Raw genomic sequence first — 24,975 nt, 5'->3', positions numbered from 1 at the left:
GCCCTGGAAGCATCCGGCCCGGACGCCGTCGCGCACAACACGTTCTTGACCGCCGAGAGCGCGGCCGCGAAGTACCGGCACGAGGCCCTGGTGATGCTCGGCCGCAGCGAGGACGCCCAGGCCGAGGCCCGCAAGGCGTACGCCACCGAGCTCGCCAAGCCCTGGCAGCAGGACCTGCCCGACAGCGACGACGCCCAGCGCGCCGCAACCGAGGCCGCCGCGCAGGCGCAGACCCGCACCGCCGAGCACCTGCTCGCCGTGCGGCGGGAGCAGCTGCACACCCCAGGCCCACCCCGGTCCGTGGACCCAGCGCCTGCCCGAGCTCGCCGCCCGCCCGGTCGACGGCGAGGCCTTGGAGGTGATCACCTGAACACGGTCCCGGAGCTGTCCGGCGTCGACCTCGCCCGCCAGGCCCTGCTCACCGCCCGGGAGACGGCGAAGAAGAACGGCGCCCAGACGCAGAAGCCAAAGCGGCGGACCACCGTCGTCGTCCGCGACAGTCGCGTGCCGCTCGCGTTCGGTACGGCGATTGGCATGATGATGACCGAGCGCGACCTGGTTGCCCCGGCCGCCGGCGGCAGCATCTTGGCCCAGTGGGACACCACCCTCACCGCGGCCGCGACCAAGTTCGCTGGGCACGTCCGGGCCGTCGCGGTCGACTAGGAGTCCGAGCGCCTGGACGTCGTCCCCGACGCCTCCGCGTACAGCACGAAGGCCCGCTGGATCACGCCGAAGCTCATCGCGGTCACCAACCGAGCGGAGGTGGGTTGTCCCAACTTACCTAGGGTTGCGGCGCCGGTGAAAACTGATGCCGGGCGTCCAGTGTGTTGTTCAGGTCGAAGAGCACGAGCCGTATGCCCAGCACCTCTATCCGTCCAGCCACAATCCCGCCCATATTCGCGAAGGTATTCAAGGGGGTATACTTCTCCTATGGCTGATACAACCGTCAAGATCGACTCGGAGACCCGGGACAGGTTCGCCGCCATCGCTGCCGCTCGCGGGCAGAGCGTGCGGGGGTACCTCGCCGAACTCGCGATAGAGGAGGAGAACCAGCTGAAGCTCGGTCGCGCGACCGCCGCCTTCCGTGATGCCGTGACACGCCCCGGCATCGCGGAGGCGTTCGACCAGGATTTCGGCGGGCTTCCTCCGCGCGCTGACCGGGCGGCTTGACCTTGGACCTCCATGTAGACATCCGCTGGCTCCTGGACCGCCAGGAGGAACTCCTCGGCAGAGAGCTGGCAGTGCGGGACTACTCCGCCCTGGTGGCTGCTGTGGCCAGACACCGAGTGAACACTCCCAGCCTGGACGAGGATTCACCCGATGCCTTCTGGCGCGCAGCAGCCCTGCTGGAGCAGATCGTGCTGCTCCGACCGCTTCCAGTACGCAATGAACTCTTCGGCTACGGCGTCGCCATCGCCTACGTCGAGGCCTCAGGCGAGTCGATAGACGCCGCCTACGAGCCCTGGCGTGAGCTGATCACCGACATCCGCGCCCTACGGCTGACGGTCTATGACGTGGCCGACCGACTACGGTCCTGGCGGGCGCCTGAAGCATGAGGCTGATGCCGCTCTTCACACACGGCCCGTAGACAAGCGAAGCCGCCCCGTCCTGCCGGGGAAGGCACGGCTTCTAGCGATCACTCGCTGCCCGACTCGAAGACCTTTCCACAGATCCGAGTCGTGTCTGGTGGGGTGACCTCGCTGGGGTGATGCCCGTGGACCCGTAAGCCCGCGTCAGCGAGCCTCTTTCATCCTGTGCTGGAGGGTGAAATGGGCTGGTCAGCGGGTGTGGTGACGAGGCAGGGCCTCTGATCGTTGGCGTGGTGATTCCACTCATCACGCCGGCGGCTGAAGAAGCCCTGAAGGTTTCCGTATCCTGCCATGCTCGACGTTCCGCATGAGCTGATTGAGCATGCTTCCTGGCTGCTGTACGAGCATCGCCAGGCCCGTAACACCCGCTGGGGCAAGCTCGGGTGCTTCAAGCAGGCTCTGCTTACGTTGGTCCATCTGCGGAAGAATGAGACGTTCTCGCAGTTCGTGGCGGGTTTCGGGATATCGCAGGCCACCACCTGGTGCTACGTCGGCGAGACCCTGGACGTCTTGGCCCGCTGGGCTCCCGGTCTCCACGAAGCGCTCACTGGCCTCGGTGAAGGCGATCACGTCATCGTTGACGGCACCCTGATCCCCATCGACCGCATCCATGCGTACAAGCCGTACTACTCGGTGAAGCACCGCTGACATGGCATGAACGTGCAGGTCATCGCCCGTCCCGACGGCATACCCCTGTGGTTCTCGCGCGCGACGCCGGGCCGAACCCACGATCTGACCGCGGACCGGGCCCATGGGATCGTGCAGGCCTGCCTGACCCGGCAGATCCTCGTGCTGGCCGACCGCGCCTACCAGGGCGCCGGCGCCACCGTCCGTACTCCCTACAAGAACCACCGCGAACAGCCCGAGCACTACCAGCAGTTCAACCGCGACCACACCCGCCTGAGGCTCCAAGGGAACGCGCCTTCGCACAGTTGAAGTCCTGACGGATCCTTCGCCGAGCTCGATGCTCCACCCGACGCATAAGCACCATCGTCCAAGCCGTCCACACGCTCCTGACCTGCAACTATTCAGGATGAAAGAGGCTCAGTAGCATGCTCCGCCGGATCAGTCCTAGTCTCCTGAGAATCCGAAGATTCCCAGGTGAGTCGGCCTGTCGCCGGAGTAGAGGACGACGTAGTAACCGGTCCACCGCATCTGACACTCGCCGAGCAGGCTTCGCTCGTGCTCCTCATGGCTCGCAGCCTCATTGGCAGCAGCGGCGAGTTCCTCATACTGCTCGACCGACGGGCGGTCCGTGCCGAAGTGGTGCATCACGCGGCTGAGAGCCAGAGGACGCAGGGTGCCATAGTCAGCGATACCGGACCTCGTCGGCGGGTCATCCGTAGCAACAACCCTGTCGATGTCGAGGATCGTATGGGTACCCTCAGTCCCCATGAACTCCTCGTCCTCGTAGAGGTCCCCCAGGCCTCGGTATCGGGCATCACCGCCGTACTCCTCCTGGAACACCCTGGCCTGCAATGTCGCCAAGGCCGCCTCGACATCGCCGTCGTACCTGGTGACGTAGTCCCATCCGCTGGCTCCCATTGGGCCACCCCTCCCTGAGAATCGTGAAAGGGCGAACGGTAGCGGCGGGGACTGACAACGCAGCAGCCTGGCGCCAGGATCTGCTCGATGTCCCGGATTCAGGTGTCCAGGCCGGTCGACCGCATCACGAAGATCGCCCGGACAGGCCCTAGTACTGCAACGGTCTTTTTCGTGACGGTTTGGCAGGTGGCTCGTTGGTCTGGTCATGGGTGGGGTGCTGGTTGATGTCCGGTCGTGGGCGGGTGAACTGAAGACTCTGCACGAGCGGTTCGTGCACCGTTTTGCCAGGTCGGAGCCTCGTGAGTCGGCGCTTGCGTATATGCAGGGTCTGGTCGCTCCGCTGGAGCGGAAGAATGGCTGGACGCTTGCCGAGGAGGCCGGGCATGCGGGTCCGGACCGGATCCACCGGTTGTTGAACCGGATCGACTGGGACGCGGATGAGGTCTTGGACGACGTGCGTCAGTACGTTGTCGAGTACCTGGGCGACCGGGAGGCGGTGCTGATCGTCGACGACACCGGCTTCCTGAAGAAAGGCGTCCGCTCGGCCGGGGTCCAGCGGCAGTACTCCGGGACGGCCGGGCGGACGGAGAACTGCCAGGTCGGGGTGTTCCTCGCCTACGCCACCGGCCGTGGCCGCACGCTGATCGACCGGCGTCTCTACCTGCCCGCCTCCTGGACCGACGACCGGGAAAGGTGCCGGCGGGCCGGCATCGGCGACGGCGTCGTCTTCGAGACGAAGGTCGCCATGGCCCGGGCGATGGTCCGCCGGGCGATCGAGGAGAAGATCCCGTTCGGCTGGGTGACCGCGGACGCCGGCTACGGCTACTCCAAGAGCTGGCGGACCGAGCTCGAGCGGGCCGATGTCTTCCATGTCATGGCCACCACCCGGCACGACACCGTCGTCACCCGCTGGGCCCTGGACCACCCTGTCCACGATCTGTTCCATGATCTGCCGAGGCAGAAGTGGAAGCGCCGCTCCTGCGGCAACGGGTCGCACGGGCCCCGGGTGTTCGACTGGGCACGGGTCGAGGTCCGGCCCTGGCACCGAGACGACCGGCGGCACTGGGTGATCGCCCGCCGCAGTGTTTGCCGGCCCGAGGAGATCTCCTACTACATCGCCTACTGCCCCGCCGACGCCACGCTCGACCAGCTCATCCATGTTGCCGGCAGCCGGTGGGCGGTCGAGGAGTGCTTCCAGAGTGCGAAACAGGAGTGCGGTCTGGACGACTACCAGGTCCGGCGCTATCCCGGCTGGCACCGGCACATCACCCTGGCTATGGCCGCCCACGCCTGCCTGACCGTCCTGCGGGCCCGCGAGCTCGACACCGGCAAAGCAGAAACGGATCCTCCGGCCTCGTCCCGCTGAGCCTTCCCGAACTCAGACGTCTGATCCACCGCCTCACCCACCGCCGTCCCGTCCCGGTCGACCACATCCTGCACTGGTCGACCTGGCGCCGCCGACGACAACACCAAGCCCGGATCAGCCACTACAAACGACGCGGCCACACACCACCAGAAGCCGATAAACCATCACGAAAAAGACCGTTGCAGTACTAAGCCGCGACCAGCAGCGTCCGGTCCTCCAGAGACAGGCTCCACGGCCGCCCCTTACCAACGGCGTCTGCACCCTCGCGCCGCAGAACCGTCACCACCTTGCCGAAGGAACGCTGGCTCAACCCGGTGAACGGGGCTATCCAGGACGGCTGCGATGCCGTAATCACACCAGTCACAACTGGATCATCCCAGTTGCCACCCGCCCCATGCCCTCGATTCTGCGTGAGGGGGTTCGTCCGCTCCGAGATGCGAGAACTTCGGCACCGAAAGCCTGGCGCACCGATGAGTTTCCTGCACTGCGGAGGTCCTATCGGCAGTAACGCACACCGCAGCAGTACGGCCCCTACGTGAACCGGAGAGAGAAACATGGCAACAGCGCGAGAGCAGTCGGCCAGAGCCGAGGCCCGAGTCACCTCCGCCGACGGCACCGAGATCGCATTCGAACAGTCGGGCCGCGGGCCGGCCGTCGTCCTGGTTGCCTCGGCACTGGCAGACCGCACGGACACGACCAAACTCGCGGCTCTCCTCGCCCAGCACTTCACTGTAATCAACTACGACCGGCGCGGACGCGGTGCCAGCGGGGACGCTAATTCTTACGCCCCCGACCGCGAGATTGAAGACATCGCCGCGTTGGTCGAACACGTCGGCGGTTCGGCGTCGCTGTTCGGCTCGTCCTCCGGAGCGGTCCTCGCCCTGCGCGCGGCCGCGGCCGGAGTCAACGTCGACCGCCTGGCTCTGTACGAGCCGCCGTTCGTGGTCGCCGAAGGCGACGACGGGCCGCCCAAGGATCTCGCGCAGCAGATCACCGCGTTGCTTGCGGAAGGTCGGCACAGCGACGCGGTCAAGTACTTCATGACCAGAGTGCAGGGCATGCCCGGCATCGCCGTGTTCTTCATGAAGCTCATGCCGAAGATATGGACAAACCTCACCAAGCTGGCCAGCACTCTCCCCTATGACATCGCGGTCATGGGCGATACCCAGCAAGGCAAGCCGCTCGAAGCCGAGGAGTGGAAAGGGGTGGCCGTACCCACCCGCGTGCTGACCGGCGCCAAGAGTCCGACCGCGTTCCAGCGCGCCGCCCTCGCCGTCACCGAGATCCTGTCGCAGGCCGACCACCGCACTCTGCCCGGACTCAACCACGGCGCCGTCGTCATGGCCCCGAAGAAAATCGCCCCGCAGATCATCGAGTTCTTCAAGGGATGAGCTTGTCGTTCGAGCGGTTCGGCGGCGCTTGGCACCACTCCTGGAACTCGGACTGGTACTCGCAGCGGAGCGCGACCCACCTCCAAGTGACCGCCGAACCCCGAACGACCACAACTTACGGGACAGCCCTTACGCTCCAGGCTCGATAACCACACCGCTCAGCCATCACCGAAATCCGCAGATGCGAAGGGTGGCGCCGACTGGATGGTCAAGTTGAAGTGGGTCCAGGCCACTGAGCCTTTTCCAACCTGGCTGCTGGCACGATCGGCTGTATCTGGCGGGGCGTTCCAGGGGTGGTGGCCAGCCGTGAACCTGCTGGCCAGGACTTTGGTACCGATGGGAACGCCCACCGATCCCATGCCCTTGACCAGCACAGACGTGAGGTTGGAAAAGGCTCCCTGTGCCGCGAGTTCAACAGCAACTTCGCCGCCGAGAACCCTTACGCCTGCGCTGCACTCATCCGGGCCGTCACCGACCACATCCCGCCCGTCTTCGAGCGAGCCGACTTCAAGCAGGTCGCCGCTCAGCACGTCTTCGCGATGCAGCGGACCGACAAGGCGCACGCCCAGGAGCTGGTGAGATTCAAGGAGATCGCGCACGACGCGCTTCACCGCCCCATCAGCTCCAGCCTGCCGCTGATCACCATGGCCGATCTGCCCGCGCCGGCCCGGCTCAGGGCGGTACTCCACGAACTCGTGACCGTGCTGACGAAGACCAGCGCCAGCTGACCGGCTGCGGGCGAAGCCCTGCACGCCCTCTCTGCCCATGACCACGACCAGCTGACTACGCTGCAAAGATGATCACCAAGCATGCTCGTCCGCTGGCCTTCACCGTCGCCCTGTTAGCCGCAACCCTCATCGGGTGCACCCAGTCCTCGGATTCCCCGAGTGGCCTGCCGCCGGAGCTGACCCCGCCTACCACCGCGCGCGGCACCGCGCAGCAGTTCGCCCTGGCCTTGGCGCAAGGCCGGCCGGAGGTGGCCTGCGGACTTGCCGACGACCGCTTCCGCGGGATCGGTCGCGGCTTCCCGTGCCCCGAGGCCCTTGCCGAGCTGGCTGTAGACGACCGCTACGTCTTCACTCAGCCCGACTGCGTCAGCTCAGCCGCCAACTACGAAGAGGAAGAGCACAGGAAGGCAGACTCGGTCAAGGTCTCCATCGACTGCCCCAAGGGCTACACGTGGCTGGTCCTCACTCAAGCCGATGGTGTCTGGCAGATCAGCGACATCAATGCCCGTAAATGACGGACCATTCGTCGTAGCCGCTGCGGTGACGTAGCCCCGGCGCCATCGGCGCACCCTTCGCAGAGGTCCCTCGTTGGCCCGGAGGAAGGAAGGGGCGGAGTGGTGCGGGACGTGAAGATGCTGTCGGTGTTGATCCGGCGCCGGTATCGCGAGGGTGCCAGTCTCGCGGTGGTGGCGCGGGAGCTGGGGGTGTCGAAGAGCACCGTGCGGCGGCATGTGCCAGTGCGGGAGCGGCGTGATGCGTCGGCCGCGGCGCGGCAGCGGCACCGCAGCCGGGCGCAGACTCCGTACGAGAAGGCGCTGCGCGCGCAGGTGGTGCGTCTTTACCGTTCGGGGATGCCGCAGCAGCGGGTGGCGGCCACGCTGGGGATCTCGGTCGAGGCGGTAGTGGCCCGCCTGGAGCCGTCCCAGCGGCGCTCAAAGCAGGAAGCGGCCCGGCTCGCTGGCGAGCAGCAGGGCGACCTCCTGCCGAAGGAGGAGATCGTCGCCCGGTACGTGCAGGGCGCCACGATGGCCGAGCTCGGCCGGCTCTACGGGGTGCATCCCTCCACGATCCGGCGCAGGATCCCCGACGATCTGATTCGCGGCCGCGCCCCGGGCCCCCGGCCGCGGTCTGGGCGGGTGCTGGTCGAGGAGGAGGTCCGCCGCCAGTATGCGGCGGGGGAGAGCGCCTACGCGCTCGCCCGCGAGTTCGGCGTCTCCGCCCACACGATCCAGGCGCGGATCCCGGACACCGACTGGCGCGGCCGCCCGGCTGAGGAAGCCTCCGTCCCACCGCCTCGTCCTGTGCAGCCGAGGAAGGGAGGTGTCCGGATGGTGCTGGTGCTCACGGACGAGGAGATCCTGGCCCGCTACCGGGCCGGGCAGTCCGCGACCGCGATCGGCCGCGCTGCGGGTGTGGACTGCCGCACCATCCTGCGCCGCATCCCCGAACACGAGCGACGCAGCCACCTCCAGGCCCAGCGGCTGAACCGACCGGCCCCCGACGTCGACGCGGACACGATCCGCGCGCTGCGCGCCCGGGGGTTGACCTGGGAGGCGATCGCGGCCGAGGTCGGGCTGTCGGCGAAGACGCTCCGCGCCCGCGCATGAACGCCGGAGCTCGCCAACTCCGGCTTCGGCCGTATCGCGGTACGCCACCGCCGCTGGGCTACGGCGCGGGGTTGTAGTGGACGACGGTGGTCTCGCAGGCCTCGGCGTACACCTTCAGCGCCTCGACCTCGATCTGGTCGACCGCGAGACCCCAGCGCAGCTTCGTGGCCGTCCACTCGCCGATGTAGCGGCAGTGGGCGTCGGGCAGGGGCGGCATCCAGGTGGCGGGGTCTTGGTCGGCCTTGGAGCGGTTGGTGCGCGCGGTGACCGCGACGAGGGAGGCGGCGGCGCCCTGGTCGTTGGCGTAGGCCTCCCGGCGCTTGGCGTTCCAGGTGTTGGCGCCGGAGTCCCAGGCCTCGGCGAGGGGGACCATGTGGTCGATGTCGAGCTTGCCCGTCTCGCTCACCTCGACGTTGTCGTAGTAGGAGATCCATTTTCCGCCGGTCAGCTTGCAGCCGGCCGCTACGGCCGGTTCCTGGACGGCTTCGGCGAGGAGGACTTCGTTGCGGGTGTTGCAGCCGTCGCCCGCGTCCAGGCCGGTATTCCAGTGCCGGAAGGAGTCACGGGTATAGCCGGTGCGGTCCTCATCGGCGACGGGGAGCTTGCCGACGGCGTCCTCCAGCGGCAGCACTTCCGGGACTGTCACCAGCGCCGTGGTCGCGGCCATGGCAGTGGGGGTGGGGAGGGCGAGTGGGGTCAGGGCGAGGCAGAACGCGGCAGCTCCGCGCAGCAGGTTGGTGATCACGCCCGTAGGCATAGCGGACCTGGGCGCGCGGACACGCCGGGGGCCGGAGCGGTCATCGGCCGCGCGGGCCGCCGGGGGCCGTTGAAGAAACGCTCCGCCTCGCCGCTCCCAGGTTCACCCGCGAGGACGAGACCGTACGAGGCCACCCCTTATCGGCAGGTCCGGCCAGTCGGTCAGCGGCCCAGGTACTCGTAGTGCATCGCTTGTCAGATCTGGCGGGTCATGGCGAGTCGGTGTCGTAGTTCGCGGGAGCGGCGGCTTGTGGTGTATCGGTCGCTTTCTCCGAGGACTCCGCCGAAGGCTGACATCAGCCGGCCTACGCGGGCCTGGGGGGTGTTGGACTGCGTGGGGCCGGCGACTTCGGCGTCGTGGGCCGCTCGTTCCCACAGCGGGTGGAAGAACGACGGCTCGCCGTCGAGTGCCAGGATGATCATTTGTAGGGTGTTCCAGTCCGGCAGGCGCGCTCCTCGGAGGACGTCTCTGATCTCGGCCTCGGTGAGTGCGTTTCCGGTGGCGGCGGCGAGGACGCGCAGAGCGGGTCGGTTGGCGCGGCGGTGAAGGTAGCGGACTGCGGTTACCAGTGAGTTCGGGACTGTTCCCCGTCCGGCTGCGGGGTCGGGGGAGGGGTTGTGTGCGCGGTCCTTCTCGTCTGCCCAGACCTTCCTGAGTACCTCGCAGTCGGCGCCCAGGGCTTGGCCGATCCGTTCGGTGAGTTCCAGAGTCGGGAGCTTCTCGCCGGCGAGGATGCGGCTGAGGTAGCTGGCGGAAACGCGTACGCGCAGGCTCAGCGCGCGCAGTGGCATGCCGCTGCTTCGGTGGAGCTGGGAGAGGACGGGAGCCAGCTGGTTGGACACGCGGCGTGCGGCGCGCACGGTTGGGGGAGGAGGGCTTTCGGACGCAGCGGTGTCTTCGGCTGCGCGAAGGGTCTCCACGATCGCTTCCGCTTTGTCCGACTCGGCGACCAGCAGCCGCTCGACCTTGTCTGTGTGGAAGGACTTGCGCAGGGTTTCCGGGCTGGCCTTCATCACATGGGCCAGGACGTCCCAGGGGATCTGGCGGGTGCGGGCGAGAAGAACGAGGCCGGCAACGAGGGCGTCGATCCGTCGCTGGATCTGGACGGCGATCTCGACGTATTCGACGGCCGAAGCGAGCGGGCCGGGCTGAAGCAGCCGGACGAGGTGGCGGGCGTCGGTGTTGAGGTTTTCGGCGAGGCCGAACAGGTGCGCGTGCAGGAGCTCGAGGGGGGGTTTGTGTGGCTTGTCCTCAGGGTTGGGGCTCTGCGTCAGTTCGACTTGCCGGTCCTTGTGCCGGTCGCGGTAAGCGGCTTGCCGGCAAGGGCGGCCGCAGTAGGCGGACGGGCGGCCCCTGCCGGGGGCGCGCGGCGGCAGGGGGTTGTGGCAATGGCTGCAATAGCGGTCGGGAACGGGGCTGGACACCGGGGAGATCCTCTCCTGCGGGCAGGACCGCAGCTGGACGTCCTCTGAACGAGGGATATTTCGTCACGGTGGGCCGGTGCAGTTCCACCTTTTCGTCTTGTGGCGCACTGGCCGGTAATGCGCCGGGGGCACGATGACGCGCCCCCGGCGCACGAATCAGACGGTGAGGTGGCGCTGGGTGGCGAAGTTCCACACCAGACGGCTGATGACCATCAGACCGGTGAGGACTGCCGACGCGATCCACGACTGCCATGCGTCCCACGGGTTCCAGTTCGGGATCGCGATGACGACGATCGGGGTCGCCGGGATCGCGATAAACCCGGTGTGAACCAGCCGATCGTGACGTTGGGTATTTTCGTCACGCCTGCTAGTGTCACTAACGCGGAACCGGCCCCCACGTGCGGGTTTGGTTCTGCCGAGGGCAGGGATAAAGGGCATGGATGGCCCTCCTGTTCTTGAGGTGTTTTAGGCGGCGTGAGTCACGAGTTACAGGGGTGCGATCCCTTCGTGACCCACGCCGTCGACCCTAGCCTCACGCAGCGTGCCAGCGCCAATCCATGAAGCGAACTTCATTTCGACCATTTCGCGAAGATTGCGCCTCGCAAATCGGTCCAATTCGAGCCACCTCAAGATCCATAGCGGGTCGCGGCGAATTTTTCTCTCCTGATTTCCTCATCCTTGAGAGGAAAGCTTCCCTTCGTGGTATAAGCCGCCGTGAGCCTCTCCCGTGGGTCGGCGAACCCACCGGCGGACGACTGCCGGGGCGCGAGCGCAGAACCGACTCGATCTCTCATCCGGCTACCTGCGCCTGCCGGATCGCTCAGGCCTGCAGCCCCCGGCGAGCACCGTTCACCAAGAGGTCTTTTATCAAAAGTGATCACTTTCTCCTCCGCCTCGAACATTTCCGGTTTTCTTCGGTCTCGGCAGGAGAACGCGGGGTGCTCGACCGTCAAGAGGGCGAAGGCGCATCCCACGCGCCTCTGACACCTCAGATGGAGAACGACTCGCATGATGCCGTCCTTGGACTGGGCCGGGCGCGCCCCGGTCATTGCGGCCGTCGCGCAGACAGCGGCCGTCGTGGTGCAGGCGCACCGGGACCGGCGACCGCACGGTGCCTCGACACGGCGTCCTGCCTTCGGCCACCCCGGACCCGTGTATGCCGACGACCCGGCGCACGGATCCGTCCGCGTCCAGACCGGCACACTCCGGCCCTTCTCGATTGCGGCCTCGGTGACTGTGCAGGCGGGCAAGGGCAGTGGCATGGACGGCCAGGCGGTGCCAGCGGTGAAGGAGCACGGTCCGTGGTAGTGGAAGACGAGGCATCAGGCGAGCTCTGCCCGGTCATCGACGCCGCTCTGGTCAGGCGGCTGCGGGAGTGTTACCCGACGTTCATGGAGGCAGAGCCGCGGATCCTGCGCAGGAAAACCAACCGCCAGCTCTCCTACCAGGCATGCCAGGACGTTGCCCATGAGGCATACCTGAAGGTGACCAAGAGGGTCATGGACGGCCAGCTAGGCCCTGAGGTGCAGCTGGCGGGTTACCTGCGCAGGACGTCGAGGAACTTGGCCATCGACGCACTGCGGGCACAGATGCGTCTCGACTTCGTGGATGAGACCGGGCTCACCGTGGCGATCCCTGGCCAGCGGCAGCCCACCGACGACTTCGATCCGCTGGAAGAACTGGTCGTCCCCACGATCGACGCCATGCCACTGAGCCGGCCCCGCAAAGTGGTGCAGCTGCAGAGCCAGGGCCTCACCGACACACAGATCTCCAGGATTCTTGGCATAGGCGCCGACCGAGTCCACCGGGACCGGTACCTGGCCCTGCTCGAGCTGCGAGGACGGCTCGGCGAATACATCCGGGACGGGCACCGCAAGAAGAAGACACGACGCGTGGAGAAGGAAAGGTGAGGGCCGTGAGCCGCTTCAACCAAGACGGCGGCCGCCCGGCGTCAGAAGCCGGAGCCGAGCTCTTGGCGCTCATGCACCAGCTCACCGGACCACCAGACTTCTGGGACCGCCCCGACGGGGACTTCGGGCCCCTGACCCACATGTACAAACTGACCGCACAAGGCCGGGAGCGGGCGAACTCGCACTACCGGCTCGGATCGAAGGCACTCAGCCGGGGCGAGCTGACCGCCGCGGCAGGCTGGCTGGGCGCAGCAGCCTCGGCCGGACATCCCGGAGCAATGATCCGCCTCGCCCTGGTCGTGCTGCGCACCGGCACCGACCGGACGGACGACGCCTGGTTCCTCGTTGAAGAAGCCGCCCGGCACGGACACGGCGACGCCGAACGCCTGCTCGCCGCCGCCCGCAACCGCCAGCCCGCCCCAGGCGCGCCCCCCCGGATCGAGGACACCTCTTTCTTCGAGGAACTACGCCGACTCCTCGGCATCTCTCTTCAACTCCTCCAGACCGACCCGGAACCCATCGCTCCCACCTCTCACCCGCAGCCCGGCACCACCTCGAAGATCTCCTCGGCCACCAAGCCGCAACACCAGGAAAGGCAGTCAGGGCGAGACGGACTCGTCCTCGTCCCCGCCCCCGTCCTGCCCACCCAGTGCGGACCCATCCCGCCTCCCCACACAACGCGAGAGACGAAACGGCCCCGGCTGACCGCACTCGCCGGCGGGCTAGCCCTGCCTGTACCCGACCTTGCGGACGCCCCCACACGCCCGCTCATCGTTCACGGTTCAGCCGACCTCAGGGGCGAACCATGGACAGCGAGCGCCCTGCGCCCGGCCATCCTCACCGACATGGCCCGCCACAGCACCACCCCCGCCTTAGTCCCCATGCGCTGGCAGACCACCCAACGGGCACGCGACATGCTCCTGCTCATTCACAGCACCGAAGGCATCGACACCCGCACCCTCGCCCGACGGATCCGAATGCCGATGAACGCCGTCGTCCGGCTCCTGGACTGGTTGCGCCACGAACAGTTCATCCACACCAATGCAGGCGCCCACTTTCCCGGCCCGCTGATGACCCTGGCCACACGACCCGACCCCGACCAGACACTCCTCAAGGACGCGCTCACCACCCTGCGCGACGAACTCGGCGCGGCGGTCTACCTCAGCACCTACACCGACGGCGAGATCACCGTCCAGCAGTCCGCCTCCAGCACAAGTGCTCCCCCCGTCGAAGAAGTCATCCCCTTCAACGGCAGCGGGCACGCCAGCGCCAACGGCAAGAGCCTCCTGGCCCAGCTCGACTTCCCCTCCCGCATGGACCACCTCACCCGCTACCCCTCGGTCCAGCTGACCGGACGGACCATCACCAGCCGACGCGCGCTCATCGAAGAACTCGACGGTCCCGGACCGCACTCAGCTCAGTTCGACCTTCTCGAGTACTCCGACAAGGCCCTGTGCGTCGCCTTCTCCCTCGGACTGCCCGGCCGCGCGTCCAGCATCGCCCTCTCCCTGCCCGCCCACCAGCACCTCCGCCTCATCGACACCGCCATCACCCTCAGCCGCCGCGCCACCGGCCTCCTCCTCGCCCACCTGCTCACCGACGACATGCAGCAGCACGAAGGGGACGACTGGTCGCAGACAGCCCCTTCACCTCGCCGCGCCCTGCCGTAGAAGAGGCGCTCGCGCCTGGTCCCGGCCGTGGCTCTGCCGGGACCAGGCACTCTCGAAAAGCAAGCTGTCCATGCCCCACCAACGTGCAAGGGCCGAGACAGATCGCGTTCGACCACGGCAGGCGAGTTCCGGGAAAACAACAAGGTCCGGCAGTCATCGCCAGGTGAGGTGTTCATAGTGCAGGAGGCGGGCGCAGGTCGCCTGTTCGGTCATGCCGAGGGCCTCGGCGAGCGCGGACATCGACCCGTCCTCGTCCTTGTCCTGTTCGCAGCTCAGGGTCTGGGCGGCTTCCGGGCCGACCTCGGCGACGATCGCCTCCAGGCCGTCGCAGGTCTTCAGCATCGTCGCGTACGCGCGCGTCTTGTCCTCCTCGAGCCAGAGCCGGTCCAGGCGCTCGCGCACCTGACCCAGCAGCTTCGCCAGGTCCTCGGGCAGGGGTACCGCGCGCCCGGCGACGTCGTCGAGGTGCGCCTCCCACTCCTCGTACGGCCCCGACGTGTCGTAGGCATCAGGGTCGTCATCCTCACGGACCTTCTCCCAGTCGATCGGGTACGTCTTCGCCCCACGCCAGCCGCACGCGCACCGGCCCCGCATCGACACGGCGGTGGGCCGGCGGAAGGTGCCGTCGTAGTGCCACCAGTCGCTCGACTCGTGGAAGGTGGCGCCGCTGCCCAGGTCGAAGAGGACTGGCTTCGGCTCGCTGCCGTCGGCCAGCAGCACCCCGACCATGCCCTCGTGCGACTCGAACCCGTCCCGCCGCCACCCGCTGCGCTCCCCGTACATCACAAGCTCCTCCTCTGCCTCGAAGCCGGCGCCCCGCGCACGGCGCCCGGGACTTCCCGGAACCACGATGCGACCCGTCCTGGTCCTCCCGTAGGCGGATCGCGACATATTCCACAGGCAGGTGTAGTGCGCGCAGGCGGCGCGCGCTTCCACCGCAGGGCGGGCGCGGGCGGGGTGTGGCCGGTCCGCGCCGGTTTTCCCGGAAGAGCGCGATTCCCGAGGGCAGGTGCCCGTACGGTAGGGAGGCACAGGATCCACACGCCTGGGAGACCGCCACCGGCCTCCGAGCCCCCTGCTCTCCACCCGCCAGGAGAACGCCATGAGCACACCCGCCCCGCTCAGCCCGGCTCCACGCCGCCCGGCCGGCAAACGGGCCGGCGTCTGCAAGGCGTCGGCCGTCAGTCCTGCCCGTCGTCATCGAGCCCGGCCGCGTCCGGGGCACGCAGCGGGCGCAGACCGCTGACCTGGACCAAGGCGGCGAAGCTGTAGAGACCCGGCACGTTGAGCTCCAGTGTCCGCGAGAACAAAAGAAACCGGTCAGGCCGTGGGCGGAGCGCCGGGCGTGGGGTGTGCTGCCCAGGCTTCGGCCAGGCTGCCATAGAGGGCGAAGACGCTGTCCATGCCGGTGAGGGTGAGCAGGCGCAACATCTGCGCCGGCGGCGCGGCCAGGGCGAGCTGCCCGCCGGTGTCCTGGGCGTGGCGGCGCAAGTGCAGGAGGGCATTGAGGCCGGAGGAGTCGCAGAAGGTGACGCCCGCCAGATCCAGGATGACCGTGGAGTACTCGTTGAGGACCTCTTCCACGCCGCGGCCAAGGTCGGCGGCGGTAAACAGGTCGAGTTCACCGGCCACGGCGAGGGCGGCTGTCTGTCCGCGGGTGTCGACGAGGCCGAGATGCAGGACAGAGTTCATGGCCGGCTGTCTCCCTCCTGCGCGGCAGGCGAATTGCTGGAGGGCAGTCCGGCCAGGGTAGCCGCCGGTTCAGTGTTCTCCAGGGCGGGGCCGAGCCATTCGCACATCATGACGGTGGCGTCGTCCTGAAGCTCGCCGTGGTGGTAGTCGAGGACGGCCTTGACCAGGCGGCGCAGGGTTTCGGGGACGGGCAGACCGTCGGCGTGCTGGCGGATGAGAAAGTCGGTGAAGCGTTCCAGACCGAACTCCTCGTCGCCCGGGCGGCGGGCTTCGGTGATGCCGTCGGTGTAGAGGACGATGCGGTCCCCGGGTTCGAGCTGTTCACGGCAGACATGGCTAGGCAGCCCCAGGCCGGTTCCCATGGGGTGGGCCGGCGGGCACTTCAGGTGGCTGCTCCACCGGTTGCTACGGATGATCACGGGCGGGTGATGGCCGCGGTTGACCCAGCTCAGCACACCAGTGCGGGTGTCGAGAGTGGCGAGAATGCCGGTGACGTAGCGCCGATGGCGGTACTGCTCGATCAGCGCCTTCTCAATCGCCTCGCCTTTGGCGACGAGGCCGGCGCCCTGCCGGCGGGCGCTGCGGCAGGCCCCCAGCGCCAGAGCCCCGCACAGTCCGGCGGCGGTGTCATGCCCCATCGCGTCAAAGATCGTCAAGTGCAGCAGCGGGCCATCGATGGCGTACTCGTACACGTCGCCGCTGATCCGGTAGGCCATCTCCATCGATGCAGAGATCACCACCCGCCCATCGGCGTAGGTGCGCGGCGGCATCAGGTTCCAGGCCATCTCGGCCCCGATGTTCATCGGCTCGGTCCGCGTCAGCCGGGCGAGGGTGTCGCTGGAGGTGCGCTTGCCGGCGATCAGCATCGCCAGCAGAGCAGCGAGACGGTCCGCGTCCTCGCGGGCCCGCGCGTCGTCATGGGCGGAGCGCAGGCGCAGCATGCCCAGGCGCTCGGTGCCGTCCACCAGGGGCACCCACCACCCGGGGCATGTCGTCTCCTGCGGAGCAGCGGACGTGATGCGGCCGTACTGGTAGGCCCGCCCGGCGACTGTGCCCTCGATACGGATATCCCTTTCCGCGTCCGGGGGTACGTCGTCCGGTCCAGGCAGCAGATACAGGTGCTGGCGCCTGACGTCAGCCACATAGATGCGCAGATCGGTGAACCCGGCGGCGCCGGCGTGCTCGGCGGCCGCCTGCGGCAGTGCTTCCAGAGGCGTCAGGTGGCTGGCCTCCAGCAGATTGGCGAGCATCGCTCGCCCACCCGCCTCACGGTCCACATCCACAGCCCTACCCTTTTCCTCGCCTGGCAACGGCCTTCGAGCCGCTCTCGTACCCCGGCTGTCCCACCGCACCACACGAGAGCCACCTCTGCCAGCGGACCAGGACCGCATCCGGTACCTGACCGTCGCCCTGCCCCCCATCTACGCCGCCCGGCTCTTCGACGTCCAGGACGCCGACGCCAGCGACGCAGAGCTCCAGGAGATCGCCGCCGAGGCCCTGAAGGAGGTGTACTTCCAGGACGGCGGCCGCCGCGCCGGGTCCCTGGAGGAAGTGCGCTTCACCGACGTGCAGCACCTGGAGTTCGACCTGTAGATCCCCGAACGACGAGCGGGCCCGGACCAGACGGTCCGGGCCCGCTCGGTCTGTGCGGTCAAGGAGCGGAAGCCGGCTCCAGCTCGTCCGGCGCCGTGATGATCTGCAGGTACTCTTCCTTCTGCCGGGCCGCGATCTGCTCGATCCTGTACTTCTCCGGCAGCTTCTCGGCTTCCAGGCCCCAGGCGAGCGCTCGCGTCCTCATGCCGTTGTCCCCCGTCAGGACCGTGACCTGAACGGGCGCGATGGCCTGCTGGAGCTCGCAGGCCCGGGCCACGATCTCGTCGTCGTTGTTCGGCAGCCGCACATGCTGGGGCTCGTCCAGGAGCACCTCAAACCGTACCCCGCCGGCCGTCGCCTCGCCCTGGCGCTGCTCCGTAAGGGTCTGCTCCAGCAAGGCGAAGACGCCCCGGGCCCGCCGCCGGATGGTGTCGCTCGTGGCGTAGGACTTCTTGTCGATCTCGTCGACGACCACGTGGGGGATGACCACGACCGTGTTCTTGCCATAGAGCTTGGCCCAGGGGATCTTGTCGTACCGGGAGTAGTGCAGCAGGTCATTGGTGTCCAGAACCACGGTCCGGCCCTGGTGATGGGCATGCGCGGCCTTTAGAGGTCGTTTTCGCCCAATGTTTCATCCCGTGATGGGATGTTCTGTGGCACTTCTTGGGTCGCGCCAGGAGATGGTGTTCTCGCTGGTGAGGCGGCGGGCCATCAGACTGGTCATGGCGAGGTGGATCATGGCTTCGGAGCGGGTGGGCAGGCTTTCGTAGTCGCGGGCCAGGCGCCGGTTCAGCATGAGCCATCCGTAGGTTCGCTCGACTGCCCATCGTTTCGGGATGGGGGTGAAGCCCCTGGTCCCGGGCTTGCGGGCGGTGATCTCCATGTCGATGCCGAGGGTGGCGGCATGCTCGACGAGGTGCTGGCGGTAGCCGCCGTCGACCCACACCTTGCGGACGCGGGGATGGTCGGCGGCGACCCGGTCCAGCAGTGCGGCGCCGGCGGTGGAGTCCTGCACGCTCGCCGCGGTGACCAGCACGGCGAGAAGCAGGCCGAGAGTGTCAGTGATGATGCTCCGCTTGCGACCGACGATCTTCTTGCCGGCGTCGATACCCTGGCTCGATGCCGGAACGCTGGTGGAGGTCTTGACGCTCTGCGCGTCGATCACACAGGCCGAAGGCTCGCCGTTCCGGCCCTCCTTCTCCCGCAACAGTTGCCGCAGTAAGCCATTGAGCTTGGCGAACACGCCCTCGTCGGCCCATTTGGCGAAGTAGCCGCAGACGGTGTTCCAGGGCGGGAAGTCATGGGGGAGGTAGCGCCACTGCACGCCGGTACGGTCGACATACAAGATCGCGTCCATGATGTCGCGCAGGTCGTGCTCGGGCGGCCGGCCGAAGTGCAGGGCTCTGCTTCGGCGCTCGAGACGCCACGCGGACAGGACCGGCTCAATCAACTCCCAGCGGGCATCGGACAGATCACTCGGATACGCGCGTCGCTTCGCCATGCTTCCGGCCTACCGCCGCGAACCACATGCGCCCAGGCGCACAGCAGTGGCAGTAGAGGCACGTGGCCTGAAGACCGGGCATCTTGAGACGAGACAGGCACAAGTCATCTCTTGACCCGCCTGCCACCCCACCTGACCAGCAAGAATTAGCCCGCATCTCCAGCAGCACAAGCACCACAACCCGGCAGTCAAAAATCCACCGGATACAGGGGCAGTACAGACGAAAACGCCCTCTTGGGTGGGCGCCCGCTGGGCGACGTCGTCGGCTGGACGGCTGCCGGGCGGGTGCAGGCGTCGCGGTGCTCATCACTGAGGTGGGGTCTGCTGCCGTGGGTGGCTGTAAAGTTGTTCAGCGCGCTATGCGCGCGAGAGGGCCGGAACCACTTTCACTGGTTCCGGCCCTCTCTTGCTCAGGTTGACCGTCGCGAGCTCAGGACGGTCCGGCCCTTGCTTTTCTCATCCGCCGGCCCGAAGGCTTCCCCTTGGCCGGGGCGCGGACGGACGGCAGTGACTACCGGTTGGAGACGAGCCACTGCTGGTTCTTGTTGTTGGCGCTGCGCTGCCGCAGTTCGACCGGTGCGTTCTTGCGAGGGGCTTCGATCCTGAGGTTCGTGCTCCACTCCGGCCGGATGAAGACGATGTCGCCGGACTCCTCGAACTGCCAGATCTGAAGCTCGTTGTCCTCGTTGCAGTCCGACTTGAAGACCTTGCTGCCCGGGCCCACTCCGGCGGCCTCGAGGCATTCCCCGGTGTCCGCCTGCAGCTGGAAACCGTCGCCCACCGGCAGAGTGGTCTACACCTGCGCCGGCGTGATGTTGTTCGGCGCCCACACGATGGCGTTCGGCTGGTCGTCGCTGGTGTGGTTGCTGTCGAGGCGCTGAGCCTGGCCGACGTTGAGCAGGCGGACCTGCGCCGAGGTGCCCGGAGCGGGCGCCTCGTCCGCGAAGCTGGCCGGCGCCACCAGACCGGTGAAGGCCAGCGCCGCCACTCCGCACAGCACCGCTGTCTTCTTCGTACCGAACATTTTCTCTCCTTGTCGTGAGTTGTACACGGCCCATCCTCGGGACGCGTACGGAGATTACCCACCAATCTTCGCGAGACGGAAGCCCTATCCACTCGATGGAGTAGAAACAAGTAGAGGAAACCTTTCCGTGAAACGTCGCGATAAGAAAATCCTTTAAGCTGGCGATGGCCATTTACCATAGCGTGTTACGCAACTCCTTCCCCTCGCTCACTGCAGGGAATTGGAAATGCAAGGGTGAACTATTAACCGGAAGTTCATGGCACTCTTGTCCAGGACGCAGCGGACGTGCGGGCTGCCGAAGCAGCCGCAGGCGACGCATAGCCGGCATCGGCGCCGACATCGGTGGAAGAAGCAGCGGATCCCGGCGACGAGTTCAGCCCGATCGCAGGCCTGGGGCCGCTTCGACCCTCTGGTGGCGCTACGGACACCCCGGCCGGGAAACGCTCCAGGACACCCTGGGCGACCCCGACGACCCCGACGACCACCACGTCTGCCAAGGCACCGCCATGAACAGCACCGCACCGAGCGTGCCCCCGGGAGGAACGCGAGCGCCAGGAGCGCAAGGAGACCGGGAGCCGGCGCAAGGCGACCGCATCGCCTGCCCGACCTGCGGCCACGAAGTCTTCCTCCGATGACGACTGTGAGACCCGACCCCGGGCAACGACTGCGCCAGCATTAAAAACGCTAACGAGAAGAAGTCGAAACCCTCACCGCCGAAGAATCCACAGCATGGCAGGAAGCCAAAAAGAACCGCCCCTTCGGATCCCTCCGTCAGCCCTTCGCCGCTTCCAGCGCCCGCTTCGCGAATCAGCGGCATCCGACTAGCCCCGGTCTTTCCCCCGGAGCTACTTCGCGCTTTACCCTCTCAAACCCTGGCTGATGGGCTCCGTGTAATTTTCAGCGGTCAGCGACAGTGCTTTCAGGATATGTCTTGTCTGGCGGGCCGATTGCAGGGTGTCGTTTCCCGCTGAAGGTTGACTGCCGTGTGCGTAGGTGACCTGGCCACTGTCCAGCTCGGCCTGTATGCCCCGGCTGAGGCCTGACCTCGGTCAGGCGCCCGCACGCCCGCACGCCCGCACGCCCGCCCACCGGCCCGCCCTTGCCCGGGCGGCTCGGGTGACGCGTGTACGCGTAACCCCGCCTCGTCTCCGGCCCCTCGGAGGCGGGGCGCGGCTATTTGCACGGCCGCCTTCCCGGGCCGTCCTCCGGGCGCTCCCGGCGGGCTGTCCGGCCGTGGGTGCCGGAGGCGTTCTCCCTGCTTGATGGGTGTCGCACGTTTTTCACTGCTGGGCGTCGTCTGTTTTCACCGGTGTCGAGGCCGTCTGTAGGGGGTGGTTCCTCGCGGCGGGTGTCGTCCGGCCGGTGAAAGGGTGGTGTCGTTTCCCGGGTAGGGCCGATGGCGCTCGTGTGTCATGGTCTGGTCCTGGCCCTCGGGCACCTCTTGGTTGTGCTCGGCGCTCCTGGCGGGCGTCGGCCTTACCCGGGTCGTCGATTCAGTTCCCGTCTCCGGATTCGTCTGCATGACCGCCGGCTCCGAGCGCACGGCGCCGGACGGGCGTGTCTGCGGGAGGGGTGCCCAGGACGCCGCGGGCGCGCAGCTCGTCGGGATCGGGCAGACGGACGCCGGGAAGTGCAGCGAGGAGACCCGCTTCGGCGGCCCGGATCTGCGGGCCCATCTCCAGGACGCGGTGAGAAGTCACTTGATCATCGTACGGAGCGCAGCCCCTCTACCGGCTGGGCGAGAGCCGTCCGGGTCCGGGAACCGGACACCTCATACCGAACCCGGCCCCTGCCCTTCGGCAGCCATGCGCTCGTGCGCCGTTTCGCGTCCGGGACCAGGTGTGGGGCGGTGGGGGGGGCAAGAGACCGGCCGCCACCGATAACGGCGGCCCTTGGGACAAGGGAGTTGCCCCCCTCCGGGCACCCAGGTCCCGCCATCGCCGTCCACCCCTCCTCCTTGCGGATTCAGGGGTGCTTCGTCTGTGGGCTCATCAACCCCCGGAAGGGGGCCGTGCCCCGCATGAACATCACCACCACGATCACCGGCACCACCGCCCGCATCACCCCGCACGGGGAACTCGACCTCGGCACCCTGCCCTCACTGCGCGCGGTCGTGGACCGGTTGCCGCCGCAGGTCACCGACCTGCTGTGGGACCTGGAGCACCTGCCCTTCACCGACATAGCCGGCCTGCGCCTGATCTTCGCCCCCGCTCCGCACCACCGCACGACGATGACCGGACTGCAGGACCAGCCCCTGCAGCTCCTGCTCATCGCGGCCGACCTGTTCCCCGCGATCTATGACCTGACGCGACTGATCCCCCACACCCCCGCCGACCTGATCGCCTGCAAGCCCTGACCCACCCCGGAGGCAGACTTCTCCGGGCCTGGGCCAGCGCCCGCTCCTCTGCTACCGGCCCCAGATCGACTGCTGACACCGGCCGGCCACCACGACCGGCACCCCACCTTCCTCCTCGCCGCCGCACAGCTTCGGCCCGGCGAACTATCTGTGCGCTCTCCTGCTGTCCTGGCGGGGCGACAGCGCCCATTCGAGCGTGGCCGTCTCCACCAGGGCTGGTCGGTGGGGATCCGCTACAGCGTCTGCGCGCAGCGTGGCCGCCGGTAAAACCTCCCCAGGCAACCGGCGGCCACATGATCCAGACGAGGATCAGCCGTGAGGGTACCCAGCCAGGCTAGTTCAATCCGCACAGGGCACGACAACGTCCAGACCCATCGGGTCTTCGAGCCCATTCCGCCCGGGAGATCGGCCGAAAGACCTCGGCGCTGAACTGCACAAGCGCAGCGAACTCGACCACATCGGCGGCGCGTCCTACTTGCACACCCTTGTGCAGGCGGGGCGCAGCATGCCTCGACACCCTCTCCGCCCCCTGTCGCGGCAGACCGCGTCGCGGCGGGGAATGATCTTCATGTCATCGGATTTCCAGAGCCGTCGTCAAGGTGCACGAGGAAGCCGGCGTCTTCGTTGTCACGATCCGCGGTGAGGTCGATGCCGACGAGAGGGACCTGCTCCAGGCCGCCTGGGGCGAGGTCGACGAGCTCCGGCTGCCGGCCACGGCGGTCGATCTGTCCGCCGTCACCTTTGCCGACAGCACCCTCCTCGGCGCCCTGCTGGAGGCCCAGGACCGCCACCACCGCGACGGCCGCGCCTTTGTCCTCACCAGCCCCCTGGCCGGTGAGGTCCACTCCCTTTTCACCGTGACCAACACCCTGGCCCACTTCACCTTCGCCGCCTCTGTGCAGCAGGTCATCGACCAGACCAACCCCCGCGCCTAGAAACCCGGACCAAGCCCACCCATGCGTGGCCGCGCAGCATTTGCACGGCTGCCCCCGGGGCCTTCCTGGCTGTCTTCCGTGGCGTTCCCGGCAGGGCTGTCCAGCCCTGTGTGCCGGAGCCGTCTGCCTGTGAGTGTGTGCGCCGGTGGCATCGGATGGGCAGCAGCAGGGCTGGGGGAGCTTTTCCTGCCCAGAGTGCACCGCAGTGGTGATCATGGCTGTCGCGCGGTGACCAGGTTACTGCTGCCGGGTGCCCATCATGAGGATGGCCGGCTGCCATGGGCATGCCTGTTCACACGGGGCTGGTCAGCGGCTGTTTACGGATGGGCAGGCCGCTGTCATGGGATGAGAGGTTGATGGGTGGGATCACTGAGCCTCTTTCATCCTGAATAGTTGCAGGTCAGCAGGGTGTGGACGGCTTGAACGATGGTGCCGATGCTTCGGGTGGAGCATCGGGCTCGGCGGAGGAGGCGCCAGGACTTCAGCTGCGCGAAGGCCCGTTCCCCAGGAGCTCTGAGCCGGGCGTGGTCGCGGTTGAACTGCTGGTAGTGCTCCGGCTGTTCACGGTGGTGGTAGTACGGGGTGCGGAAGGTGGCGCCGGCGCCCTGGTAGGCGCGGTCGGCGAGGACGAGGATCTGCCGAGTCAGGCAAGCCTGGACCATGCCGTGGGCCCGGGCCGCGGTCAGATCATGGGTCCGGCCGGGTGTCGCACGCGAGAACCACAGCGGTGTGCCGTCGGGACGGGCGATGACCTGCACGTTCATCCCGTGCTTGCGGTGTTTCATCGAGTAGTACGGCTCGTCCGCGGCAATCCGGTCGATGGGGATCAGGGTGCCGTCAACGATGACGTGGTCCCCTTCACCAAGGCCGGTGAGGGCTTCATGGAGGCCGGGCGCCCAGCCGGCCAGGACGTCCAGGGTCTCGTCGACGTACCGCCAGGCGGTGGCCTGCGATATCCCGAAACCCGCTCCGAGCTGTGAGAACGTCTCGTTCTTCCGCAGATGGACCAGCGTGAGGAGCGCCTGCTGGAAGCAGCCGAGCCTGCGCCACCGCGTGTTGCGGGCCCGGCGGTGCTCGTGCAGCAGCCAGGAAACATGCTCGACCAGCTCGTGCGGGACATCGAGCATGGCAGGATATGGAACCACCAGGGCCCCTTCGGTCGCCAGCGTGTTGAGTGAGATCACCACGCCAACGACGAGGGGCCCTGCCTCGTCACCGCCCTCGCTGACCAGCTCTTTTCACCCTCCAGCACAGGATGAAAGAGGCTCACTGAGCTCTTTCAGAGTGGCCACTGGTCGAGTGACCCAGGCCGAGTCAGGATGAGGACCGCAACGCACAGGGCTCCCGTGCCGTTGAGGGAGGTGTTCGAAGTCTCAACCCATCGGCACAGGAGCCCTGTTGGTTCCCCATCCTGCCGCACTCGACCTGCCGCATGCTCTGGTCGAGTGGGTATCCATGCTCATCGTCACCCGTGAGGGTGACCGCCGCTGCAAGCTTCCGCCCCACCAGCGCGCCCTCGTCGGCCTGGTCTACCTCCGCCGCCACGACACGCTCACGCAGATCGCCGCCGGCTTCGGCATATCCGTCGGCACCGCCCACGCCTACGTCACAGCAGTCGTCCGGCACCTGTCCGGCCGGGCACCGGACCTCCTGCGGGTTCTGCGCGAGGCCGATCCGGACTACGTCCTGCTCGACGGAACGCTCGCCCGAGTGCGACCGCGTCGGCGACAGCCGGGCCGACTTCTCGCAGAAGCACCGCCGTCACGGCGTGAACGTGCAGGTCGTGGCCGATCCCGCGGGCAGGCTGCTGTGGATCTCGCCCGCGCTGCCCGGCCGCACCCACGACCTGCTGCGGAGCAGCGAAATGATGCCGTCGTTTCCACCGCC

At 67.6% G+C, this 24,975-nt stretch carries 26 protein-coding genes and 4 pseudogenes; 15 read left to right on the top strand and 15 right to left on the bottom strand.

The features are described 5' to 3' along the window. The first annotated feature begins 45 nt into the window (after window positions 1-45). From CP977_RS00560 to CP977_RS00545, 4 genes and pseudogenes are all read left to right on the top strand, one after another. The gene (locus CP977_RS00560) at window positions 46-663 is read left to right on the top strand and encodes a DciA family protein (protein ID WP_152369369.1); all 618 of its coding nucleotides are present in this window, start codon (window positions 46-48) and stop codon (window positions 661-663) included. Between the two features lie 267 nt (window positions 664-930). After that, complete coding sequence (locus tag CP977_RS00555) at window positions 931-1,170, top strand: antitoxin MazE7 (protein WP_152369368.1); 240 nt, start codon at window positions 931-933, stop codon at window positions 1,168-1,170. 2 nt (window positions 1,171-1,172) lie between these two features. Next, on the top strand, window positions 1,173-1,556 hold the full coding sequence (locus CP977_RS00550) for a toxin Doc (RefSeq protein WP_152371463.1): 384 nt from the start codon (window positions 1,173-1,175) through the stop codon (window positions 1,554-1,556). 263 nt (window positions 1,557-1,819) lie between these two features. Beyond that, window positions 1,820-2,626: pseudogene (locus tag CP977_RS00545) on the top strand (transposase family protein). A gap of 34 nt (window positions 2,627-2,660) precedes the next feature. On the opposite strand, the gene CP977_RS00540 reads toward CP977_RS00545, so the two are convergent. Further along, the gene (locus CP977_RS00540; protein WP_152369367.1) at window positions 2,661-3,134 is read right to left on the bottom strand and encodes a hypothetical protein; all 474 of its coding nucleotides are present in this window, start codon (window positions 3,132-3,134) and stop codon (window positions 2,661-2,663) included. A 205-nt stretch (window positions 3,135-3,339) separates the two neighbouring features. Here CP977_RS00540 and CP977_RS00535 point away from each other — a divergent pair, with 205 nt between their 5' ends. Next, on the top strand, window positions 3,340-4,500 hold the full coding sequence (locus CP977_RS00535) for an IS701 family transposase (RefSeq protein WP_152369366.1): 1,161 nt from the start codon (window positions 3,340-3,342) through the stop codon (window positions 4,498-4,500). Window positions 4,501-4,690: 190 nt separating this feature from the next. Here the strand turns inward: CP977_RS00535 and CP977_RS00525 are convergent. After that, window positions 4,691-4,864, bottom strand: a pseudogene (locus CP977_RS00525) (IS5/IS1182 family transposase); the annotation flags it as partial. Between the two features lie 190 nt (window positions 4,865-5,054). On the opposite strand from CP977_RS00525, the gene CP977_RS00520 reads away from it, so the two are divergent. Next, window positions 5,055-5,891 carry an alpha/beta fold hydrolase gene (locus tag CP977_RS00520; RefSeq protein ID WP_152369365.1) on the top strand — a complete coding sequence of 279 codons (837 nt, stop codon included), beginning with the start codon at window positions 5,055-5,057 and terminating at the stop codon, window positions 5,889-5,891. 158 nt (window positions 5,892-6,049) lie between these two features. On the opposite strand, the gene CP977_RS00515 is transcribed toward CP977_RS00520, so the two are convergent. Further along, the gene (locus CP977_RS00515) at window positions 6,050-6,421 is read right to left on the bottom strand and encodes a hypothetical protein (protein ID WP_152369364.1); all 372 of its coding nucleotides are present in this window, start codon (window positions 6,419-6,421) and stop codon (window positions 6,050-6,052) included. Window positions 6,422-6,430: 9 nt separating this feature from the next. Here CP977_RS00515 and CP977_RS00510 point away from each other — a divergent pair, with 9 nt between their 5' ends. From CP977_RS00510 to CP977_RS00500, 3 genes are all read left to right on the top strand, one after another. Further along, window positions 6,431-6,619 carry a hypothetical protein gene (locus CP977_RS00510; RefSeq protein WP_152369363.1) on the top strand — a complete coding sequence of 63 codons (189 nt, stop codon included), beginning with the start codon at window positions 6,431-6,433 and terminating at the stop codon, window positions 6,617-6,619. 68 nt (window positions 6,620-6,687) lie between these two features. After that, on the top strand, window positions 6,688-7,134 hold the full coding sequence (locus tag CP977_RS00505; RefSeq protein ID WP_152369362.1) for a hypothetical protein: 447 nt from the start codon (window positions 6,688-6,690) through the stop codon (window positions 7,132-7,134). A 99-nt stretch (window positions 7,135-7,233) separates the two neighbouring features. Further along, the gene (locus CP977_RS00500; RefSeq protein ID WP_152369361.1) at window positions 7,234-8,226 is read left to right on the top strand and encodes a helix-turn-helix domain-containing protein; all 993 of its coding nucleotides are present in this window, start codon (window positions 7,234-7,236) and stop codon (window positions 8,224-8,226) included. Between the two features lie 58 nt (window positions 8,227-8,284). Here the strand turns inward: CP977_RS00500 and CP977_RS00495 are convergent, their stop codons facing one another. The 3 genes from CP977_RS00495 to CP977_RS00485 form a co-directional block, all read right to left on the bottom strand. Next, window positions 8,285-8,971 (bottom strand): HNH endonuclease family protein, encoded by a 687-nt coding sequence (locus tag CP977_RS00495; RefSeq protein WP_229991728.1) that lies wholly within the window; start codon window positions 8,969-8,971, stop codon window positions 8,285-8,287. Between the two features lie 206 nt (window positions 8,972-9,177). Continuing rightward, window positions 9,178-10,407 (bottom strand): helix-turn-helix domain-containing protein, encoded by a 1,230-nt coding sequence (locus CP977_RS00490; protein WP_152369359.1) that lies wholly within the window; start codon window positions 10,405-10,407, stop codon window positions 9,178-9,180. Window positions 10,408-10,563: 156 nt separating this feature from the next. After that, the gene (locus tag CP977_RS00485) at window positions 10,564-10,845 is read right to left on the bottom strand and encodes a hypothetical protein (protein ID WP_152369358.1); all 282 of its coding nucleotides are present in this window, start codon (window positions 10,843-10,845) and stop codon (window positions 10,564-10,566) included. An 863-nt stretch (window positions 10,846-11,708) separates the two neighbouring features. Here CP977_RS00485 and CP977_RS33910 point away from each other — a divergent pair. Further along, the gene (locus CP977_RS33910; RefSeq protein ID WP_167309060.1) at window positions 11,709-12,317 is read left to right on the top strand and encodes an RNA polymerase sigma factor; all 609 of its coding nucleotides are present in this window, start codon (window positions 11,709-11,711) and stop codon (window positions 12,315-12,317) included. A gap of 5 nt (window positions 12,318-12,322) precedes the next feature. Next, window positions 12,323-13,987, top strand: coding sequence for an IclR family transcriptional regulator domain-containing protein (locus CP977_RS00475; RefSeq protein WP_152369356.1), 1,665 nt, complete (start codon window positions 12,323-12,325; stop codon window positions 13,985-13,987). Between the two features lie 153 nt (window positions 13,988-14,140). Here the strand turns inward: CP977_RS00475 and CP977_RS00470 are convergent, their stop codons facing one another. The 3 genes from CP977_RS00470 to CP977_RS00455 all read right to left on the bottom strand — a co-directional run bounded on the left by CP977_RS00470 (window position 14,141) and on the right by CP977_RS00455 (window position 16,929). After that, on the bottom strand, window positions 14,141-14,770 hold the full coding sequence (locus CP977_RS00470; RefSeq protein WP_167309061.1) for a hypothetical protein: 630 nt from the start codon (window positions 14,768-14,770) through the stop codon (window positions 14,141-14,143). A 537-nt stretch (window positions 14,771-15,307) separates the two neighbouring features. Further along, window positions 15,308-15,679 carry an STAS domain-containing protein gene (locus CP977_RS00460; RefSeq protein ID WP_152369353.1) on the bottom strand — a complete coding sequence of 124 codons (372 nt, stop codon included), beginning with the start codon at window positions 15,677-15,679 and terminating at the stop codon, window positions 15,308-15,310. Continuing rightward, entirely contained in the window at window positions 15,676-16,929 is a 1,254-nt protein-coding gene (locus CP977_RS00455; protein WP_152369352.1) for a PP2C family protein-serine/threonine phosphatase, read from the bottom strand. The genes CP977_RS00460 and CP977_RS00455 overlap by 4 nt, the downstream gene beginning before the upstream one ends. Before the next feature lie 127 nt (window positions 16,930-17,056). On the opposite strand from CP977_RS00455, the pseudogene tpg reads away from it, so the two are divergent. After that, a pseudogene (gene tpg, locus CP977_RS00450) lies at window positions 17,057-17,272 on the top strand (telomere-protecting terminal protein Tpg); the annotation flags it as partial. 58 nt (window positions 17,273-17,330) lie between these two features. Here tpg and CP977_RS00445 read toward each other — a convergent pair. From CP977_RS00445 to CP977_RS00425, 5 genes are all read right to left on the bottom strand, one after another. After that, a complete protein-coding gene (locus CP977_RS00445; RefSeq protein ID WP_167309062.1) occupies window positions 17,331-17,846 on the bottom strand; it encodes a PIN domain-containing protein in 516 nt (171 codons plus the stop codon). A 57-nt stretch (window positions 17,847-17,903) separates the two neighbouring features. Continuing rightward, window positions 17,904-18,773: an IS5 family transposase gene (locus CP977_RS00440; RefSeq protein WP_152369350.1), complete on the bottom strand. Its 870-nt coding sequence runs from the start codon at window positions 18,771-18,773 to the stop codon at window positions 17,904-17,906. Between the two features lie 511 nt (window positions 18,774-19,284). Beyond that, complete coding sequence (locus tag CP977_RS00435; protein WP_167309063.1) at window positions 19,285-19,554, bottom strand: RICIN domain-containing protein; 270 nt, start codon at window positions 19,552-19,554, stop codon at window positions 19,285-19,287. A 12-nt stretch (window positions 19,555-19,566) separates the two neighbouring features. Next, window positions 19,567-19,797 carry a hypothetical protein gene (locus CP977_RS00430; RefSeq protein ID WP_152369348.1) on the bottom strand — a complete coding sequence of 77 codons (231 nt, stop codon included), beginning with the start codon at window positions 19,795-19,797 and terminating at the stop codon, window positions 19,567-19,569. Between the two features lie 1,493 nt (window positions 19,798-21,290). Beyond that, on the bottom strand, window positions 21,291-21,497 hold the full coding sequence (locus CP977_RS00425; protein ID WP_152369347.1) for a hypothetical protein: 207 nt from the start codon (window positions 21,495-21,497) through the stop codon (window positions 21,291-21,293). A gap of 320 nt (window positions 21,498-21,817) precedes the next feature. Between CP977_RS00425 and CP977_RS00420 the strand changes: the two genes are divergently transcribed. Together CP977_RS00420 and CP977_RS00415 are read left to right on the top strand one after the other, a co-directional pair. Next, on the top strand, window positions 21,818-22,153 hold the full coding sequence (locus CP977_RS00420; RefSeq protein WP_152369346.1) for an STAS domain-containing protein: 336 nt from the start codon (window positions 21,818-21,820) through the stop codon (window positions 22,151-22,153). A gap of 599 nt (window positions 22,154-22,752) precedes the next feature. Then, window positions 22,753-23,088: an STAS domain-containing protein gene (locus CP977_RS00415; protein ID WP_152369345.1), complete on the top strand. Its 336-nt coding sequence runs from the start codon at window positions 22,753-22,755 to the stop codon at window positions 23,086-23,088. Between the two features lie 380 nt (window positions 23,089-23,468). Here CP977_RS00415 and CP977_RS00410 read toward each other — a convergent pair whose 3' ends face one another. Next, window positions 23,469-24,275 carry a transposase family protein gene (locus CP977_RS00410; protein ID WP_152369344.1) on the bottom strand — a complete coding sequence of 269 codons (807 nt, stop codon included), beginning with the start codon at window positions 24,273-24,275 and terminating at the stop codon, window positions 23,469-23,471. Window positions 24,276-24,486: 211 nt separating this feature from the next. Between CP977_RS00410 and CP977_RS00405 the strand changes: the two are divergent. Further along, a pseudogene (locus CP977_RS00405) lies at window positions 24,487-24,937 on the top strand (helix-turn-helix domain-containing protein); the annotation flags it as partial. Window positions 24,938-24,975: the final 38 nt, after the last annotated feature.

The sequence above is a fragment of the Streptomyces cinereoruber genome (assembly GCF_009299385.1).
GTDB classification, from domain to species: domain Bacteria; phylum Actinomycetota; class Actinomycetes; order Streptomycetales; family Streptomycetaceae; genus Streptomyces; species Streptomyces bikiniensis.
Note: the sequence above shows the minus strand (reverse complement) of the source record. Positions and strands in the feature narration are given on the sequence as shown.

Excerpts from the sequence above, each read along its gene's own strand:
- CP977_RS00540 (WP_152369367.1), bottom strand. The coding sequence starts at position 3,134 with ATGGGAGCCAGCGGATGGGACTACGTCACCAGGTACGACGGCGATGTC.
- CP977_RS00510 (WP_152369363.1), top strand. The coding sequence starts at position 6,431 with ATGCAGCGGACCGACAAGGCGCACGCCCAGGAGCTGGTGAGATTCAAG.
- CP977_RS00430 (WP_152369348.1), bottom strand. The coding sequence starts at position 19,797 with ATGTTCGGTACGAAGAAGACAGCGGTGCTGTGCGGAGTGGCGGCGCTG.
- CP977_RS00485 (WP_152369358.1), bottom strand. The coding sequence starts at position 10,845 with ATGCCCTTTATCCCTGCCCTCGGCAGAACCAAACCCGCACGTGGGGGC.
- CP977_RS00440 (WP_152369350.1), bottom strand. The coding sequence starts at position 18,773 with ATGGCGAAGCGACGCGCGTATCCGAGTGATCTGTCCGATGCCCGCTGG.
- CP977_RS00420 (WP_152369346.1), top strand. The coding sequence starts at position 21,818 with ATGAACATCACCACCACGATCACCGGCACCACCGCCCGCATCACCCCG.
- CP977_RS00460 (WP_152369353.1), bottom strand. The coding sequence starts at position 15,679 with ATGAACTCTGTCCTGCATCTCGGCCTCGTCGACACCCGCGGACAGACA.
- CP977_RS00505 (WP_152369362.1), top strand. The coding sequence starts at position 6,688 with ATGATCACCAAGCATGCTCGTCCGCTGGCCTTCACCGTCGCCCTGTTA.
- CP977_RS00520 (WP_152369365.1), top strand. The coding sequence starts at position 5,055 with ATGGCAACAGCGCGAGAGCAGTCGGCCAGAGCCGAGGCCCGAGTCACC.
- CP977_RS00455 (WP_152369352.1), bottom strand. The coding sequence starts at position 16,929 with ATGCTCGCCAATCTGCTGGAGGCCAGCCACCTGACGCCTCTGGAAGCA.
- CP977_RS00555 (WP_152369368.1), top strand. The coding sequence starts at position 931 with ATGGCTGATACAACCGTCAAGATCGACTCGGAGACCCGGGACAGGTTC.
- CP977_RS00535 (WP_152369366.1), top strand. The coding sequence starts at position 3,340 with ATGGGTGGGGTGCTGGTTGATGTCCGGTCGTGGGCGGGTGAACTGAAG.
- CP977_RS00470 (WP_167309061.1), bottom strand. The coding sequence starts at position 14,770 with ATGTACGGGGAGCGCAGCGGGTGGCGGCGGGACGGGTTCGAGTCGCAC.